The organism is Aurantimonas litoralis, assembly GCF_026153195.1.
Classification (GTDB): Bacteria; Pseudomonadota; Alphaproteobacteria; order Rhizobiales; family Rhizobiaceae; genus Aurantimonas; species Aurantimonas coralicida.
In genome coordinates, this window is record NZ_JAPFBM010000002.1 from 330554 (window position 1) to 347610 (window position 17057).

General features: G+C 63.9%; 13 protein-coding genes and 1 tRNA gene. 5 read left to right on the forward strand and 9 right to left on the reverse strand.

What is annotated here, in order from left to right:
• Window positions 1-480: 480 nt before the first annotated feature.
• From N7I30_RS06415 to N7I30_RS06435, 5 genes are all read right to left on the reverse strand, one after another.
• Entirely contained in the window at window positions 481-2454 is a 1974-nt protein-coding gene (locus N7I30_RS06415) for an AAA family ATPase (protein ID WP_498637536.1), read from the reverse strand.
• A gap of 374 nt (window positions 2455-2828) precedes the next feature.
• Window positions 2829-3917 carry a hypothetical protein gene (locus N7I30_RS06420; protein WP_498637538.1) on the reverse strand — a complete coding sequence of 363 codons (1089 nt, stop codon included), beginning with the start codon at window positions 3915-3917 and terminating at the stop codon, window positions 2829-2831.
• A gap of 132 nt (window positions 3918-4049) precedes the next feature.
• A complete protein-coding gene (locus N7I30_RS06425; protein ID WP_498637540.1) occupies window positions 4050-4670 on the reverse strand; it encodes a hypothetical protein in 621 nt (206 codons plus the stop codon).
• Window positions 4671-5190: 520 nt separating this feature from the next.
• Window positions 5191-5547 (reverse strand): hypothetical protein, encoded by a 357-nt coding sequence (locus N7I30_RS06430; RefSeq protein WP_498637542.1) that lies wholly within the window; start codon window positions 5545-5547, stop codon window positions 5191-5193.
• Between the two features lie 9 nt (window positions 5548-5556).
• Window positions 5557-6276, reverse strand: a complete 720-nt coding sequence (locus tag N7I30_RS06435; RefSeq protein ID WP_498637544.1) for a ParA family protein — start codon at window positions 6274-6276, stop codon at window positions 5557-5559.
• Between the two features lie 544 nt (window positions 6277-6820).
• Between N7I30_RS06435 and N7I30_RS06440 the strand changes: the two genes are divergently transcribed.
• Window positions 6821-7084, forward strand: coding sequence for a hypothetical protein (locus N7I30_RS06440; RefSeq protein WP_498637546.1), 264 nt, complete (start codon window positions 6821-6823; stop codon window positions 7082-7084).
• Window positions 7085-7293: 209 nt separating this feature from the next.
• Here the strand turns inward: N7I30_RS06440 and N7I30_RS06445 are convergent, their stop codons facing one another.
• Window positions 7294-9243 carry a DUF6538 domain-containing protein gene (locus N7I30_RS06445; protein ID WP_498637548.1) on the reverse strand — a complete coding sequence of 650 codons (1950 nt, stop codon included), beginning with the start codon at window positions 9241-9243 and terminating at the stop codon, window positions 7294-7296.
• A 142-nt stretch (window positions 9244-9385) separates the two neighbouring features.
• A tRNA-Gln gene (locus N7I30_RS06450) sits at window positions 9386-9459 on the reverse strand.
• Window positions 9460-10268: 809 nt separating this feature from the next.
• Between N7I30_RS06450 and N7I30_RS06455 the strand changes: the two genes are divergently transcribed.
• Complete coding sequence (locus N7I30_RS06455) at window positions 10269-11594, forward strand: Ppx/GppA phosphatase family protein (RefSeq protein ID WP_498637835.1); 1326 nt, start codon at window positions 10269-10271, stop codon at window positions 11592-11594.
• A complete protein-coding gene (locus tag N7I30_RS06460) occupies window positions 11591-12358 on the forward strand; it encodes an RlmE family RNA methyltransferase (RefSeq protein ID WP_024349201.1) in 768 nt (255 codons plus the stop codon). The genes N7I30_RS06455 and N7I30_RS06460 overlap by 4 nt, the downstream gene beginning before the upstream one ends.
• 31 nt (window positions 12359-12389) lie before the next feature.
• On the opposite strand, the gene N7I30_RS06465 is transcribed toward N7I30_RS06460, so the two are convergent.
• On the reverse strand, window positions 12390-13778 hold the full coding sequence (locus tag N7I30_RS06465) for an MFS transporter (RefSeq protein ID WP_498637551.1): 1389 nt from the start codon (window positions 13776-13778) through the stop codon (window positions 12390-12392).
• 193 nt (window positions 13779-13971) lie between these two features.
• Between N7I30_RS06465 and N7I30_RS06470 the strand changes: the two genes are divergently transcribed.
• On the forward strand, window positions 13972-15009 hold the full coding sequence (locus N7I30_RS06470) for an MBL fold metallo-hydrolase (protein ID WP_498637552.1): 1038 nt from the start codon (window positions 13972-13974) through the stop codon (window positions 15007-15009).
• A gap of 67 nt (window positions 15010-15076) precedes the next feature.
• On the opposite strand, the gene N7I30_RS06475 is transcribed toward N7I30_RS06470, so the two are convergent.
• Entirely contained in the window at window positions 15077-15316 is a 240-nt protein-coding gene (locus N7I30_RS06475) for an excalibur calcium-binding domain-containing protein (protein WP_498637554.1), read from the reverse strand.
• A gap of 191 nt (window positions 15317-15507) precedes the next feature.
• On the opposite strand from N7I30_RS06475, the gene guaB reads away from it, so the two are divergent.
• Window positions 15508-17013 (forward strand): IMP dehydrogenase, encoded by a 1506-nt coding sequence (gene guaB, locus N7I30_RS06480; RefSeq protein ID WP_228238348.1) that lies wholly within the window; start codon window positions 15508-15510, stop codon window positions 17011-17013.
• Window positions 17014-17057: the final 44 nt, after the last annotated feature.

Genomic DNA, 17057 nt, shown 5'->3' on the forward strand with positions numbered 1-17057 from the left:
TGTCCAGCTGGGCAGTCGTCAGTGACGGATTTGCGATGAGCATTACGCCATTCGACGTTATTCACCATCTTGGCGGGGGCCAAGCCCGGCGAATCTTTTTGATGCGCGCCATGCCGTGCTCCTCGGTGCGGAGGTGGAGGCCAGCGTAGCAGGGTCGCAGGTCTGGCGATATCCGCAGCTAGCCTTCCGGTTGGCCTGCCCTATGCGGTATAGGGACCCTCGGTCAGTCGGTTAATCGACAGGACCAATGTCGTCCCGTATCTACGCCGCCAATAAACTCCTAGGCTGTAGTAATCCTGCCGCCCGTCGAAATCGGAGACGACGACGATCATGTCGTCGTCTCCACCGGGAAGCTGAATTGGTACAAGCTGTTCTGGAGACCGGACGGCGCCTGCATCAACACCCTCGATCGATGCCAGCACGATCGGGTGATCGATCCACTCCTGGTGGGAACCGTTCGGACTAGTCTTACGACCGCGCTCATCTCCCTCCTTTCATATTGATAATCGGCAATTTCGTTGGCTTGAACGAGTGCCAGAATTCCGCCAGGGCCGCCTTCCCTAGAACCCGCTTCTCAAGCGCCAAGTCGGCGAGCGCTTCGATTGCATGCCGATGTTGAATCGCGGCGAGCAGCGCGTCTGCATAAGCCATGCGCAGCCGACGTTCGACCGCCGCTTCATCGGCAGATTCGACGACGCCGATCCTAGAGCCCAATCCGAGCCGCCCTTCAATCATCTCGGCAAGACCTGTGGCCTTGCCGAGATCCGATTGCGCGGGACCGCCCGCTCCCGCGGACACCGAACCGAGCACTACTTCTTCGGCAGCTCTGCCGGCCAGCTGAATAGAAAGCTGCGCCGAGAAATCCGGCAATAGCAACTCCGTTTGGTGCCGATCATACGTAACTCTTCCACCGGAGGCCGCCGCAACCGACAGACTGGTCGGCACGCTGCCCCGAGACAAGATCGCGACCGCGTGCCCGGCTTCGTGGACTGCAATTCGGCGCCGGATGATCTGCGGCCGATCATCCGCAGGTAGGGCCACAGCAAGAAGATCCGACCCAGTCACAGACCGGCCCTCAGTCCGAGCACGCTGACGGGCATCGCGAGCAATACGAGCAGCATCCGCACCCGAAGCTGAACCAGCTAGTGTGACCGCGATTGGCTGGATATCGACTTCGGAAACGGACGGAAGGTGGTGCACCAGAATCTTGGAAAGATCGGCCTCATCCGGCAAACCGACCACGAATTTCCGATCGAGACGGCCCGACCGAACGAGCGCCGGATCCAGGTTGGCATCGTCATTGCATGCCGCGATTACAATGACGCCTTCACGACGCGCTGTGCCATCCAGCGCTTCGAGGAGGGCATTGTTGATCGTCCTCCACCAATCGTCGTTTCGCTGACTTGCGCCGCGCGCCAACAGGGTGTCGATCTCGTCAATGAAGATCAGCGCTGGCGTGGCGGCCGATGCTTCGGAGAAGACGCGGCGCATCGTTTTCAAGACCGAACCGAGATGACCTTCTCCGGCGCTTTGCCATGCTGCATATGAGGTCGGGAAGAAAGAGAGACCTGACGAACGGGCAAGTGCGCTTGCAAAAAGCGTCTTCCCGGTTCCCGGCGGCCCAACCAACAGCGCGCCCGCATCCACGTCGTCCCAAGTCAGTTGGCCGGCCCGGTAATCCCTGAGGGCTGCGACGAGCCTTTCGCCCCATTCTCTAGCCAGACCATATCCGTGCAGGTCCTCCAAGCCCGGACCTTCGGAATTCTCAGGTGGCCGGTCATGGATTGCGGCGATCATCTGAACCGCATCGTTCGCGGTGGTCGATCGTGCAATAGCAAGGTCGATCCAGCGCGGTTCGACCGTCGACATCACAAATTCGCTGGACCAAGTGTAAGATGAGCCTGGAAACGCATGTGCCATAATGGCGTCGAAGTCGGCCACGTCGATAGTCGTGAGATCGCATTCCATATCTGCGATCGCCAGCGCTGCCGTATCTAGGTCCTCCCCCGGCGAGAGAGCGACGATCGTGATGCCGCTCGCAAGCGTGGAAAGTACCTGTTGCGTCCGCTCGCGTTGAGTCTTCCGCTGCGATGCCCTAGCCGCGATCTCATCCGCCGGGATATGGTGATGCTCGACACCGAACAGCATGAAGCCGGTCCGTACGGCGTGGTCTAGCGCCATCCATACAGCGTACAGTGCAGCGTCGCGCCACTCGTTGGACGCCACACGGACGATAACGAAGGTCGGTTTCCGTTCCCGCAGCCGACTAACCACAACTCCAGGCACCGCCCTGCAGACCCGATCGAACAGCATGCGGGTCGAAGGCGGCATGGCCTTCAGGCGATCTGCAATCTCGTTGTCGATACGGGCCTCTTCTGCTGCCGCATCAACGTCTGAGGAGACGGCTTTCGCCTTGGGCTTAAGGCTGGAGAGCTTGCCCCGCTTCACGGTCATCGGATCACCTCTGTCCGGGCGGTCCGAACAGCAAGCCACCGCAATGCCATGCGCGCGGCCTGGTCTCCGCTGGCCGCCCTCCAATTCAGGTTCTCCTTGAGCTGCCGAAGCTCCTTGCTTTCCAACGGTCGCTTTCCGAGCCTCAAGGTTGCTCCGACCAGAGTAGCGGTATCGATGTGAAGCACGGTAGCCGTCGATGGAGGCTGGGGGCGCCTGCCGGACGAGTCGAAGTTATCAGGGACGCAAGACATGAGTCGGTCCTTTCTCGGAACTGAGAGAATTGGTGCGTTTAATGTCGAACCATTGAGAGCGCTCGGCAGATCGACTGCCAACAGGGGCGGCGTGACGGCGCCTCGAACCAGGCCGGAGTTTGCTCAGAAGCGCGGCCGCCCCGGCTCCACAGGCGGGCGATCGCAAATGGTCCCACTAACAGAGACACAACTCGGCGCTGCACTGCCGGCGGGTCTGTTAGCGGCAGTCCTGCGTTCGACGGGGCCAATCATTCGCGACAAGTCGAGACGAACCGGCTCGCGGCCACCCGCCCGGAAACCGAGAATGCTGTCCCCGTCGGTGCCGTATTGGTCGTCCGGAACGTGCCTTCGCCCGTGCGGATTGTTGCTCTCTTCGATGCTCGCCGGCACGAAACCGGCCGCCAAAGCGGACAAGGCCGGCATCAGAGAGTGGATCAGCTTTTGACGAATCTGCTCATCAAGCCTGTCGAGATAAGCGACGATCGGTACGCCAAAAAAGTCGTCGAGCCTATCTGGCCCCACTGTCATCAGCGTGGCGTAGCCGCCGTTGCCATATCGATCGATAATGCCACACGAGACGGTCGAAATGCGGTAACTGTCAGCTTCCAGCGCTCGCCTCGCGGTGAGCCCGGCGATGCGCAAGAGCCGGACGGTTGCTCCACATTTTGGGGTCGAGAGCGCGACGCTTCCGCGCCGGCATTCGATGACAGTTGCATGCTGCGTCTCATTATCGATCACGACGAGATCTGCGCGATAAGAGCCCATTGGATATCGATCATGTGCAAGCTCGACGCCCGAGGAGCTTCTGTTGTTGTCGACAATTTCGGCTGCGGGGCGGGTTAGCGGCAGCTGGTACTCGCGCAGCACAATCAGACGATCGTCGTGCGCGAGTGCCTGCGCGATAACATCGGGAATAGACTGGCCGACTCGAATAATCGTCGATCGAAGTGCACTGCCAAGACGCGACAGATCGCCCAACGTCGCATCCATTTCCGTTGCGTCTGCCGCCGCCAGCGCATTCGCGACGATGGTATCAGCAAGACGGTCAATGTAGGTCGCGATCGGATCCACGTCCCCCGCCGCACCAGGACGATGACGATGATGCTCGGTCAAGTGGACGGAATTCAAACCGGGAAACCCCGCGTTGGTCGCGGAGGCGTTGCGCGTGCGGTTCTGCGAAGGCCGCGGGGCCCCGCTGCTTAGTGAAGGCATGCAATTCTCCTGCCAGCGACGAGCCAGCCCAAATTTGTAGGGAAAACAGGAATAGAAGACGTGGACAGCGAAGTTCGAGCGGCACTCATGGCCGCCCGAAATTCTGAGGTTTGCCCCGCTTCCGTGTAGGCGTCAGCCGCGCGGACCGGTCAGGCGGACAACCAGGCCGCCCCGCCATTCCGTGACATCGATCATGCCGACGGCCGAAAGCTTTCTGCAGAGCTCGGAACGAACGGTCACACCGGCCGCCATCCGAAGCCCCTCCGGTCGAACCAAGATGAAGCGGCGCTTCTTCAAGCGCTCGAGAAGCTTGCGTGCCGCAGTCACCTCGGCAGTGCAGAAAACCGGCCCGGCCGTGTACGACTCGTTGGCCTGTTCAGTCTCCGGCTTGCCGGCGGTCGAATTGGGGAAGGCGAAGGTGGGAAGGTCAGCATCGTCGGGGTGCGCTGCTGCGGCCTTACGGCTTTCCTCGGCGGACGCACTACGACGCTCCGCAGCGGCCCTGAACCGATCCCTGAGATCTTCCGGGAGATCGGGGATATTGGCGATCGGCACTGCGGGCGCGAGGCCCGCGATGTACATCGAACCGCCGATGACCAGCGCGTGGGGGCGCGTCGGACCGAACGCGGCCGGCGGCAGTCCGCCCTGCGCGGGGCTGTCGGTGGGCCGCCGAGGGCCGGTAACGATGTCGTCGGTGTTGGTGGAATTTTTCTTGCACGACTGCGCCGTGCACGCGAGAAACGCGTCAGCCATTCTGAACTCTCCTACGAGCATCAGGGTGGTCAGGCTGCTGGGGGAGCGCCAACTCCCCTGGCGGCCGCCTCTGCGGTCACCACACAGTAGACCACTGTGGTCGACGACAGGATTGCCGTCGATAGCCAAAACGTATGGCAGGAAAATGAAGAATCATAGGTGTTAGGCCTGAGAAATCGCTCAGGGTGCTTAATGGTGCTAATATAAAGCAATTTTTATTTAAATTGTTTGAGATCCTAGGTCGAAAACGTTGCTCTATTCGATAACATAACTCTCATGCACCCACACCGGAACCCAGGCTAGGCGGAAGCTTGGATCGCGGATTTCGAAGGGCATGTGAGGTTCCAAAGAGTGGCGGCGTCCGTCTTCTTGGGCGCGTTGCAGCCAAAGACAACTCAACGGTGTCGCGGAGATGGTCTTTGAGTGTCGCGCCATAAGAGACTGGCCGATTTCAAAGTTTCATTCCCTTGTAGGCCTCCGGCAGCTTATAGGCCGAGCATCTCAAACGGCCGGCAGCCTCTCAACGATCGCCAGATGACTTCTTTGTCCCGTGCGAATCTCGGATCACACGTTCGATGGCATCCTCCACGACTTCCGTCAGCGTCAGATTGCGGCTTTCGCAGAAGCGATAAAGCCGCTGAAAGAGCGTTACATCGATACGCATGTTGAATTGCTGAGTCGGCGGCCGTCGCTTCGGCGAACGACGCTTGGGTATCCTGTCATCCTCGGCAGGAGGCTCCATCTTCCGCTCCGGCTCGTTGTCGAGCACAAAACCGTGGCGGCGGGAGAAGCTCCTGGACCGGTCAGAGTCCTTCGACCCGACCCGACCACCCCCATCCTTCGAAGACCCGATCGGCCGGTCATGGTAATCATTCATGTGATAGCCTCATCGTGTTGCCTTCCCTCGATCGATTCCGAAAATTTCCTGATGCCGCCGTCGCAAATCGTCGATGTGCGACACGAGAAGAGCAATCTGCGCGCGCGAAGATGCAATATTCGTAACAGTGTCAGGCAAGGTATAGAGCGTCGCACCTCCTGTTTCGGGGTTAAATAGTTGTCGATAGGCGGTGCGATCGGTCGTTCCGCTCGTCGCGACGAGATCGGGATCGGAATGGAGCAGTTCGACTGCCTCTCTCGTAATTCGCTCGCGAAGATGCAGTCCAGTCAAGGCCATAGGCACGCAGACGACAAATGCCGGTGCTTTTCGGAACTCCCGCGATATGTCGAAACAAACATGGCGCGTCGCGATCGCTTCTTTGACATCGAGAAACGCCGCTCGGAACGGGACGCAGACGACGTCCGAATGGGCGACAGCGTTGACCATCAGCTGGGAACCGCCCGCCGGCAGATCGACGAGAATCTCGTCGAACTCCTGTTTACCGAGCGCGATCGCGCGAAGCAGGTCGCGTGAATTGGAAATCGGTGCGATGTCGATCTCGCGGGGTACGAATTCGGAATTCTGCCAGAGCTGGAAGGGCAAATTCGCGTCGCAGTCGAGGATGAGTACCCTCTTCCCCCGCTCCGCGAGTTCGCCGGCCATTGCAGCAGTGAGGGTGGTCTTCCCTACCCCTCCCTTCAACGAAGCAATGGTCCTGACAATTGGCATATTCGAACTCCTCCAACGACAAATCGTCGCGAGGAAAGGATCGAATTGCAGCTCGAAAGCTCCGATGCGAAAAGATCTCCTAGGTGCCAAACTCCTTCGGGTGTTACGATTGAGCAACACACACGCCACGCGGCGGTTGCTCCACCTCTTGCCGACAGGCGGTGAACGCCGCGCCCCCAATGCGCGTGAGTGGCGCTGGATAGCGATATCCGCAGCGGAAAGGCAGCCGTTCCGAATCTGGACATCAGAGCGCATAGGGAGTCACTAACCCCATTTAGCTATACACTGTATAACGTCTATCTATCTGCTAGCACTGTTGTAGACTAGAAAGCGAAAACGGATGGCTTGGTCCCGCTTGGGCGACGCGTCTTTGGATGGGGCGAAGCTGTTGCTGCGGAAGCCGGTTTCTCGTTGGCACCACATGGATAGCTCTCTTATTGCTATATGTCGTATAGCAGGTATCTATATTATCGTTACAGGATAAAAACAAAAGCTCCTCTTGACTTGCCTCCGCCGGGTCGAGGCGCCCCTTCGGCAGTTCCGGATGCCGATGCTCGACAGGACTGGCTGGGCGATGGAGGGCCGAGAGGACGGCATTCATCGTCGGCAGGCCGCCACCATCCTCCTGCAAGGCGACCTGGAAGCGGCAAAGATCGTCGGCGCTCGCCGTGTTGGGCGCCAGGCGGCCGATATCGCGGATGTAGTTGCGCTGCGTCTCGCGGGAGAAACGCCGCAGGTCCATCTCATCGATCAGGCGCTGGCGCAGCGGGCCGGCCGGCGCTGCGGGAACGGGCAAAGTCGTCAATGAAAGGCTCCATTCGGTTGAAGTGAGCCAAATCGTCCGCCCATGCCAGGCGACGCTCCGTCAGACCATGACGCTCGTATCGCGCGGCATACGGCCAAGCCGCCGCCGATCCCGCGCGCGCGGGATTGTTCTCCGCCCCGTTGCCCCCTGATAGGTCGCCTGTCGTTTGCTACCCTCTTGGCAGCTCAGTCGACGAAGCGTTTCGGGATTTCCTACTCAGCCCAAGGAGGGAGGCGCTTTTCCTTCACCCAAGGCAGGAGATTCAACGACCGCCGCGACAGGTGACCCGTGAGAATCGGATAGGAGCGCAGCTTTTCTCGCAGAAGCGATAGTCCTGCCGGATTCGTGTAGCGCGTCGCTGTCTCGCCTTCCCCGAAGCGCCCCGCGATATCGTCGATGACAAGACTGTCGACGCCCGCCTGCTTCAACGTGTCTGCATGACCATGGCGGATTGCATGCAGCAACCGGGCCCAGAGAACCTCGTCCTGGGACTTGAAATGCTTCTGCGCCAGGGGTGCGAAATCCTTGTAGAAGCGATCGCCCGGATCCTGCTCGCTGAGCGGATCTCGCGGATCATAAAGCTCCGGAAACAGAGCCTGATATTTCAGATCCTTGATCGCACTGACATAATCGATGAAGCCCAAGCGCTCGAGTTCGTCAGGCACGGGGAGCATCCGGATCGAGGAAACGTTCTTGATCCGCCGCAGGCAATTCGTGTCGATGTTGATGCCGTGGCCGTTCTCTGTTGCAACAATATCCTCGACCGTCAGACCAGCAATTTCAAACCGACGTGGTCCCAGATACGTGAGAAGCAACGGCACATAATAATTGGCAGAATGGTAGATGATACCCCCCGGCCGATCCTGCTCGAGAGATGAGCGACATCCGTTGAAGATCGGCATCCGGAAGATCGTGCTGACCCGACTGGGTCCGGGTTTCTGGGTCAGGTTCCTTACGCTCGTTTTCTTCGCCTTCTTCGGCCGCAAACCGGTCAGCTCGTAAGCCGCAACCCGATACCCCTGTGCTTTTACGTGCTTCAAAAATCCGTCCAGGTTACCGAGGTGCTTGCGAATGGTCTGCGGCGACAGGCCGAGGACCGGGGGTGGGGTGCCCGCCGAGATCGCATCCGCAACACGCTGCGCCGAGGCCGATCGAAGGTCCTTCGCCCCAAGACGGGCGAGCTGGCTGCTCTGACCGTAGCTCGGGAGGATCTCGTCGAAATGCCTCCGCAGGGCGCCGAGGTGAAACTGCTGCATTTCCCCGAGTGTCGGTACTCCGTGCTCAGACAAGACGTCGACGAACGTCGCCACGACCACGTCGATGTCGCGCCGGGTCCGCGGCTCGATCTCCTTCTCACGCCCATTCAGGTAAGATCGGCAACACTCGATCAGGTCGCTTACCGGCATCTGCCGTGCGCCGGCTTCGGCTGATCTCTCTTGCCCCGCCGGAGTTTCAGCCAATCCGATCGTCTCCGAAGTGACGTCGGTTCCGGGTCCGTCGTCGAGAACAGCGAGATCGGGATAGAAGGAGCGACTATTGAGGAGAACGTCGGCATGCGCCCTCGCCAATTCCGTCGCGGCTCGCTCGCGCATCAATGGACCGTCGTCGAGGCCAGCGTTCCGCAGACGGTCCCTCGTCTGATTGTCGAAGCTCAGGGAGCGGCGATACCGCTGCTCTTGTCGAAACGTATCGATGACGAAGGGAAACCGGTCCGGCGGAACACCAAGCCGGTGGAGATAGCGCAGGCCGGGACAATCACCGATGAAGTCGAGGCTGCGACGCGCTCCGAACACCGAAATCAACCGGTAGGCCCATCCCACGTCCTCATCCGCTACGAGCTGATCCTCCGATCGCGATCCGACGCGACGCCCGGCGACTGCGAAGCTCTCGAGTTCGGCCGACGCCCGCGAGATCTCGTCCCGAAACAGGATTGCAAGTTGCTCGGTGTTCCACGCTTCCGTCATGCCCATCGACCGAATGCCTTCCAATCGCGCGTTCAACTGCATGGCCAAGGACTTGGCCCGCGCATGGTCGGTGATTCTCAGACTTAGCGATAGGTGCTTCCTGCGGCCGCAATTGTCCGTGCCGGCCGGAAGTCTCGGTCGCCAGTAATAAACGTTGCCCCGCAGGACGAGATTGGAAACATGATGTCGTACGGCCATTGCCTACGTGCGCCCTACCGGGGACCGGGCGACTTGTGCCCCAGTCCTGTGCCTCAGTTTGGTGCATCAAACCGGACATTGGCAGCGAAAGGATTCCCAGTGAGAGGGAATCTGGCAATGAAATCAGTGATCGGGAGAGCGTTGGCTGGGGAACCTGGATTCGAACCAGGACTAACGGAGTCAGAGTCCGTGGGTCTACCGTTAACCTATTCCCCAACGGTCAGCCGAGCGTCGCCGCGGCGTGACGGCCTCCATATACTCATGTGAGGGGCGGCTGTGAACCCTTTGCCGGGGAAAATTTCGCATCCGGTGTCATGCGCGCGTTCAGCGGCCTTCCAGATGCCGGGCTCCGGGGCTTCCGGCGGCAATCGTTGCCCCGTTTTTCGCCTGCCCTTGCACCTCACCCCCGGCTTGGTACACTCGCCTTAACCAAGCAACCTGAGGCGTTGCCCGTTCGAGCGCGGCGCCGGAGAGACAGTGTGAGTGACCATGAAATCGGTGGGAGAAACCGTCCATCGTTGATTCCAGCCGGAAGGCCCAGAGCCCCGGCCTATCGTCCGCATGCCGAGACGCCCTCGCCCGACGCCGCGACGGGTCCGGAACGCCGCACGGCCGTGCATTCGTCGGCGCAGGCGCCCGGCAGCGCCGACAGTCCTGCGCGGAACGCGGCCGAGCCAGCTTCGGCACCGGACGCCGGAACCCGGCTCGGGCATGAGCGCGGGACGGCGGACACCCTGAACGACCGCCATGCCCCTGAACCCGGCAACGCAGCCGGGTCGGACGACAAGGATCCGCGCGGCCCGTCCGGCTCCGGACGGCAGGATCAGCGACAGGAAGGGACCCGCCCCGGCCAACGGGCCGCGTCCGGGCAGCGCGCATCTGCGTCCGAGACATCCGGGCCGAGCGAGCCGGCGACGTCGCACGCCCGCAAGAATGAAGCCGCACCGCGCGGAGCATCCGCCGATGCGCCGCCGACGGACGCACGAGCTGATTCTGCGACGCCGGCAACGGTCGACGGTGCGCCGCTGACCAAGCGCAAGCGGCGGCGACGGCGCAAGGCTGGCAAGAACGCCGCGGCCCCACCAGCGGCGCGCGTCGACGCGCCTGAAGACACCGCCGCGAACGAGGCGCCGGCGGATGCACCGGCTCGGCCGAAGCCGGGGCGGAAACCGCGCCGGCGCCGGTCGCGGCGCTTTGCCGGGGCCAGCGGACCGGCCGCGCCGGGCCATGCGGATGCCGGCTCGCCAGCCGCGCCGCTCAGTCAGCCCACCCCCCGTCCCGCAGCGAACGACCATGCGGCGCCCGCGATTCCTGCCGCGCCGATGCCGCCGCCCGTGCGGCGGGCGCCGGTCTATGCGGCCCTCGATCTCGGCACCAACAATTGCCGGCTCCTGATCGCCATTCCGACCCGGCCCGGGCAGTTCCGGGTGATCGACGCCTTCTCGCGCATCGTGCGGCTCGGCGAAGGTCTCAGCCGCACCGGCAGCCTGTCGCGCGGCGCCATGGACCGGGCGATCGCGGCGCTGGCGATCTGCGCCCAGAAGCTGTCGGCGCGCGATGTCGTGCGCTGCCGCCTGATCGCGACGGAAGCCTGCCGCGCCGCGGCCAACGGTGCCGAATTCATCGAGCAGGTGGCGCGCGAGACCGGGCTGGAACTGGAGATCGTCTCCCGCGAGACCGAGGCGCGGCTGGCCGTGTCGGGCTGCGGATCGCTGATCGAGCGCTCGGCCCGCGGCGCGGTGCTGTTCGACATCGGCGGCGGCTCGTCGGAGATCGCACTTCTCGACCTGCGCGGCCGCGACACCCGCCGGCTGTCGAAGCAGATCGTCGCCTGGACCTCGCTGCCGGTCGGCGTGGTGACCCTGGCCGAGCGCCATGGCGGCCGCGACGTGACGCCCGAGATCTTCGAGGCGATGATCCAGGAAACCGTCGAGATGATCCGCGGCTTCAAGGGCCGCGACAAGCTCGGCGCGCTGGTCGGCACCGACCGTTTCCACCTTCTCGGCACTTCCGGCACGGTGACGACGCTGGCCGGCGTGCATCTGAAGCTGGAGCGCTACGACCGGCGCCAGGTCGACGGCCTCTGGCTGACGGACCTGGAAGCCGACGAGCTGGTCGCCCGCATTGCCGGCTGGAGCTTCGAGGAACGCATTGCCAACCCTTGCATCGGCAGCGATCGCGCCGATCTGGTACTGGCGGGCTGCGCGATCCTGCAGGCAATCCGCAGGGTCTGGCCGGCGCCGACCCTGCGCGTGGCCGATCGCGGCCTGCGCGAGGGCCTTTTGATGGAAATGATGGTCGCTGACGGCGTCTGGCGCCGCAGGGATCCGACAAGGAATACCGGGACATGAGCGGCGGACGCAGCGACAGTCGAGGCATGACCGTCAAGGTCAAGAAGAAGCGCGGGCTCAAGCTCTCGTCCCGGCGCTGGCTCGAGCGCCAGCTCAACGATCCCTATGTGCGGCGCGCCAAGGCCGACGGCTACCGCTCGCGCGCGGCCTACAAGCTGATCGAGATGGACGACCGCTACAAGCTGCTGAAGCCCGGCCACCGGATTGTCGATCTGGGCGCGGCGCCCGGCGGCTGGTGCCAGGTCGCCGTCGATCGCACCGGCTCGACGGCCGCGGACGTGCGCGTCGTCGGCATCGACTATCTGACCGTCGAACCGGTCGCCGGCGCGACGATCCTGCTCATGGACTTCCTCGACGATGCGGCGCCCGACAAGCTGATGGAGACGCTCGGCGAGGCGCCGGACATCGTCCTGTCGGATCTGGCCGCGCCGACCACCGGCCATCGTCCGACCGATCATATCCGGACCATGCATCTCTGCGACGTCGCCGCCGACTTCGCCATCCGCACCTTGAAGCCGGGCGGGCACTTTCTCGCCAAGACCTTCCAGGGCGGCACCGAGCGCGAATTGCTGACGCTGCTGAAGCGCCACTTCGTCAGCGTCCATCACGTCAAGCCGCCCGCCTCCCGCGAGGGGTCGGTGGAGCTCTACATCCTCGCCAAGAGCTTCAAGGGCAAACGCGCCGAAGCCGAGGAATTGGGCGACGAGGTCGAGGATCCCCGGATCCATGACCAGGCCGACGAGGACGCCGGCCCGCTCGGCTGAAGCTGTCTGACGTGTCGGGAGCCGCGCCGCCCTACTCGGCGGGAACGCGGCGGCCCGACACCTCGCTGCCCGCCTCGCGCCCCATCGGGATGAAGGCGAAGGCGGCCGACATGGTGACCAGCCCGACGACAAGGAAGGCGGCGGAGAAATCCACCGGCGCGGCCATGGCGCGGCCCGACATCACCATGCCGATCTCGAGGACAGCTCCGGCCAGCGCGACGCCCGTGGCGATCGCCACCTGCTGCAGTGCGCCCATCATCGCCGTGGCGTCGCCCGTCGATTCGCGCGGCACGTCGGCAAAGGCCAGCGCGTTGATCGAGGTGAAGAACAGCGAGCGGAAGAACCCGCCGACGAGCAGCAGCGGGATCAGGACGGCGAGCGATATGTCGGGCCGGTAAAGGCCAAGCGCCGCCGTCAGCGCGCCGCCGACGATGGTCGTCACGACCAGCGTGGTGCGGAAGCCGAAGCGCTGCAGGATCGGCTTGGCCAGGAGCTTCATGGCCATGGCGCCGCCGATGGCAACGCAGGTGACGAGGCCCGATTCCAGCGGCGTATAGCCGAAGCCGAGCTGCAGCATCAGCGGCAGGAGGAAGGGCACCGCGCCCGAGCCGATGCGGAACAGCGCACCGCCGGTGACGGCCGCGCGCAGCGTGGTGATCCTGAGCAGCGACAGCCGCAGCACCGGCTGGTCGATGCGGCGCGCATGGCGCACGAACAGGCCCGCCGCGACCGCGCCGGCGAGCGCCATGGCGACACCGAAGGCCGGCGGCAGCGCCGGCAGCGACACCACCGACAGGCCGAAAACGATGCCGGCGCAGGCAAAGCCGGACAGGAGGAAACCGGGCCAGTCGAAATGCACGCCCGACACCCGGTCGACCCTGGGCAGGAACCGCCCGGCCAGCCAGATGCCGACAACGCCGATCGGCAGATTGATCAGGAAGATCCAACGCCAGTCGGCATAGGTCGCGATGGCGCCGCCCACCGGCGGTCCGATCAGCGGCCCCATCAGTGCGGGGATGGTGAACCAGGCCATGGCGCCGACAAGGTCGGATTTCGGCACGGCCCGCACCAGCAGCAGCCGCCCGACCGGCGTCATCATCGCCCCGCCCATGCCCTGCAGGAAACGGGCGACCACGAAGGCACCGAGCGAATCCGCCATGGCGCAGGCGAGCGATCCGACGACGAACACCGCGATCGCCAGCCGGAAGACGAGCTTCGGCCCCCAGTGATCGGCGATCCGCCCGGAGATCGGGATGAACACCGCCAGCGAGACGTAATAGCTGGTCAGGGCGAGCTTGAGCGCGATCGGGCTCGTGCCGATGTCTGCGGCGATCGCCGGAAGCGAGGTCGCGATAACCGTCGAGTCCATGTTCTCCATGAACAGCGCGACGGCGAGCACGACCGGAACGATGCGGTTCAACTGCGGTCCTCGGGGTATGGGTAAGGCGGGCTTAGGGACGCTGGGAAGACATAGGCCGAAGCCGGCGAAATGGCAGCCCGTTCGCCCGGCGCCTCTTCAACAAGCCGTGCGAATGGTTGCCGGCCGTCTTTGACGGGCCACTTGGCATTCGTGCACCCATTCTCATTCCGATCTTCGACGATACGAGGTTTCCATGAGCAAGCCCACCGATGCACGATCTCTCTTCAGCCGCCGCACCGCCCTGCAACTCGCGGCCGCCGGCGGCGCGGCCATGACCGGCATCATGCAGGGCCGCGCCGCCCATGCGCAGGACCAGTCGACGGCCGCCGAAGCTGCCAGCGAACGGGCGCGCATGCCGTCGCCGGGCTGGCACCGGATCGAACTCGGCGATGCCCGCATCACCACGATCCTCGACGGGCTGCGGCCCGGCGAAGGCCCCTACCCGACCTTCGGCGCCGACCAGAGCCAGGAGGCGATGGCCGAACTGATGCGGGCAAACTATCTGCCCGAGACCCAGTTCGTGAACGGCTTCACGCCGGTGCTCGTCGAACTCGACGACAATCTTGTCCTCTTCGACACCGGCTTCGGCGAATCCGGCAAGGAGAACGGTTTCGGCAAGCTGGTCGAGCGGATGGCGGAAGCCGGCTACGGCCCCGACGACGTCACCATCGTGGTCCTGACGCATTTCCACGGCGACCACATCCAGGGCCTGATGACCGGCGGCGAGCCGACCTTCCGCAATGCCCGCTATGTCGCCGGCCAGACCGAGTTCGATTGGTGGACGTCGGACGAGGCCAAAAACGGCGATCGCGCCGGCGGCGCCAAGCTGGTCGAACAGATGGTCGTGCCGCTGAAGAACAAGATGACCTTCGTCGCCGAGGGTGACGAGGTGGTGTCCGGCATCACCGCCATGGAAGCTTTCGGCCACACCCCCGGCCACCTGATCTTCGAGGTTGCATCGGGCGACCGCCGCCTGTGGCTGACGGCCGATACCGCCAACCATTTCGTCGCTTCGCTGCAGAAGCCGGACTGGGAGGTCAGGTTCGACCAGGACAAGGACGCGGCGGCCGCGACCCGCAAGCGCGTCTTCGACCGGATCGCCGAGGAACGCATTCCGTTCATCGGCTACCACATGCCCTTCCCGGCCATCGGCTATGCCGAAAAGCTGGACGGCGGCGGCTACCGGTTCATCCCCGAAACCTACCAGCTGGATGTCGACGCGGACGCCTGATCGGCGATCCGACGTTTCCAGACCGGGGCGGAGCCATCGGCTCCGCCCTAATCTTTCTTGCTCAGAATCAGCGCGAACAGCCGATCTCGGCCATGATCGCCACGACATCGGCACGCGACCGGCAGACATTCTCGCAAGGGATGCCGTCATTGTCCCCGTCGGCCCGCGGATGCTGGCCGGCGCACCATGCGATCACGGCCTCGCGGCAGCTTCGATAAGACTTGCAAGTGGCAGCATGTGCTTCGGCGCCGAGCGCCAGAATCATCAGGGCCGCCAGCCCCAATGCGCGGAATTGTCCGATGGTCATGTCTGGAAGATACCGTTCCTAAGCTGTCCTTACGACCATCTCCCAGAGCCGGCACACTGCGTCAAGCGGACGGGGGCGCCGAATGTCAGCCCCGCTTTCCAATGTCATGATGGCGTGCTAGCAGCCCTTGCCAATCCTTCTCCCGCCGACTCGCGCTCCTGCCGGCGGACGCATCGTTCAAGAGGACTGGCATGGCCCGCATCATCGACACCGCAACCGGCGGCACAGCACTGACTTTCGACGACGTCCTGCTGCAGCCGGGGCATTCGGAAGTCATGCCGGGCCAGGTCGACGTGCGCACGGCAATCACCCGCACGCTGAAGCTCAACATCCCGATCCTGTCGGCGGCGATGGACACGGTCACCGAGGCGCGGCTGGCCATTGCGATGGCGCAGGCCGGCGGCATCGGCGTCATCCACCGCAACCTCACCCCGGTCGAGCAGGCCGAGGAGGTCCGCCAGGTAAAGAAGTTCGAAAGCGGCATGGTGGTCAATCCGGTCACCATCGGCCCGGACGCGACGCTGGGCGATGCCCGCGCGCTGATGACCCAGCACAACATCTCCGGCATTCCGGTCGTCGAGAATGGCGGTTCGGGCGGCCAGAACCGCGGCAGGCTGGTCGGCATCCTGACCAATCGCGACGTGCGCTTCGCCTCCGACGATCGCCAGCCGATCCACGAGCTGATGACCAAGGAAAAGCTGATCACGGTCCGCGACAATGTCGATCAGGACGAGGCCAAGCGGCTTCTGCATCATCACCGCATCGAGAAGCTGCTGGTCGTCGACGACCAGCACCATTGCATCGGGCTGATCACCGTCAAGGACATCGAGAAGTCGCAGCTCAATCCGAGCGCCTCGAAGGACGCCCATGGGCGGCTGCTCGCAGCGGCGGCCACCAGCGTCGGCGACGACGGCTTCGAGCGCGCCGAGCGTCTGATCGACGCCGGCATCGACCTGCTCGTCATCGACACCGCCCACGGCCATTCCCAGAAGGTGCTGGACGCCGTCGCGCGGGTGAAGCGCATGTCCAACGAGGTCCAGATCCTCGCCGGCAACGTGGCGACCCCGGACGGCACCAAGGCGCTGATCGACGCGGGCGCCGACGGCGTCAAGGTGGGCATCGGCCCCGGCTCGATCTGCACCACCCGCATCGTCGCCGGCGTCGGCATGCCGCAGCTCTCCGCCATCATGGGCGCCGCCGAGGAAGCCGACAAGGCCGGCATCCCGGTCATCGCCGATGGCGGCATCAAGTTCTCGGGCGATCTGGCCAAGGCGCTGGCCGCCGGTGCGTCGGCCGCGATGATCGGCTCGCTGCTGGCCGGCACCGACGAGAGCCCCGGCGAGATCTACCTGCACCAGGGCCGCTCCTACAAAGCCTATCGCGGCATGGGGTCGGTCGGTGCGATGGCGCGCGGCTCGGCCGACCGCTACTTCCAGGCGGAAGTGCGCGACACGCTGAAGCTGGTGCCCGAGGGCATCGAGGGACAGGTCGCCTACAAGGGACAGGTCGCGGCCGTGCTGCATCAGCTGACCGGCGGCCTGCGTGCGGCCATGGGCTATGTCGGGGCGGCGACGCTGGAGGACTTCCGGCGCGATGCGCGCTTCGTGCGCATCTCCAATGCGGGCCTGCGCGAGAGCCACGCCCATGACGTGACCATCACCCGCGAGAGCCCGAACTATCCGGGCCAGCTGGTCTGAGAAGAGAAGTCGGCGCTTCCTGCTTATGGCGGGAAGCGCTGCAA

Bases quoted from the DNA above. Each gene is read 5' to 3' on its own strand.
- guaB (WP_228238348.1), top strand. From the start codon at position 15,508: ATGGCCCGCATCATCGACACCGCAACCGGCGGCACAGCACTGACTTTC.
- N7I30_RS06420 (WP_498637538.1), bottom strand. From the start codon at position 3,917: ATGCCTTCACTAAGCAGCGGGGCCCCGCGGCCTTCGCAGAACCGCACG.
- N7I30_RS06440 (WP_498637546.1), top strand. From the start codon at position 6,821: ATGCCGATGCTCGACAGGACTGGCTGGGCGATGGAGGGCCGAGAGGAC.
- N7I30_RS06435 (WP_498637544.1), bottom strand. From the start codon at position 6,276: ATGCCAATTGTCAGGACCATTGCTTCGTTGAAGGGAGGGGTAGGGAAG.
- N7I30_RS06475 (WP_498637554.1), bottom strand. From the start codon at position 15,316: ATGACCATCGGACAATTCCGCGCATTGGGGCTGGCGGCCCTGATGATT.
- N7I30_RS06425 (WP_498637540.1), bottom strand. From the start codon at position 4,670: ATGGCTGACGCGTTTCTCGCGTGCACGGCGCAGTCGTGCAAGAAAAAT.
- N7I30_RS06470 (WP_498637552.1), top strand. From the start codon at position 13,972: ATGAGCAAGCCCACCGATGCACGATCTCTCTTCAGCCGCCGCACCGCC.
- N7I30_RS06460 (WP_024349201.1), top strand. From the start codon at position 11,591: ATGAGCGGCGGACGCAGCGACAGTCGAGGCATGACCGTCAAGGTCAAG.
- N7I30_RS06445 (WP_498637548.1), bottom strand. From the start codon at position 9,243: ATGGCCGTACGACATCATGTTTCCAATCTCGTCCTGCGGGGCAACGTT.
- N7I30_RS06430 (WP_498637542.1), bottom strand. From the start codon at position 5,547: ATGAATGATTACCATGACCGGCCGATCGGGTCTTCGAAGGATGGGGGT.
- N7I30_RS06415 (WP_498637536.1), bottom strand. From the start codon at position 2,454: ATGACCGTGAAGCGGGGCAAGCTCTCCAGCCTTAAGCCCAAGGCGAAA.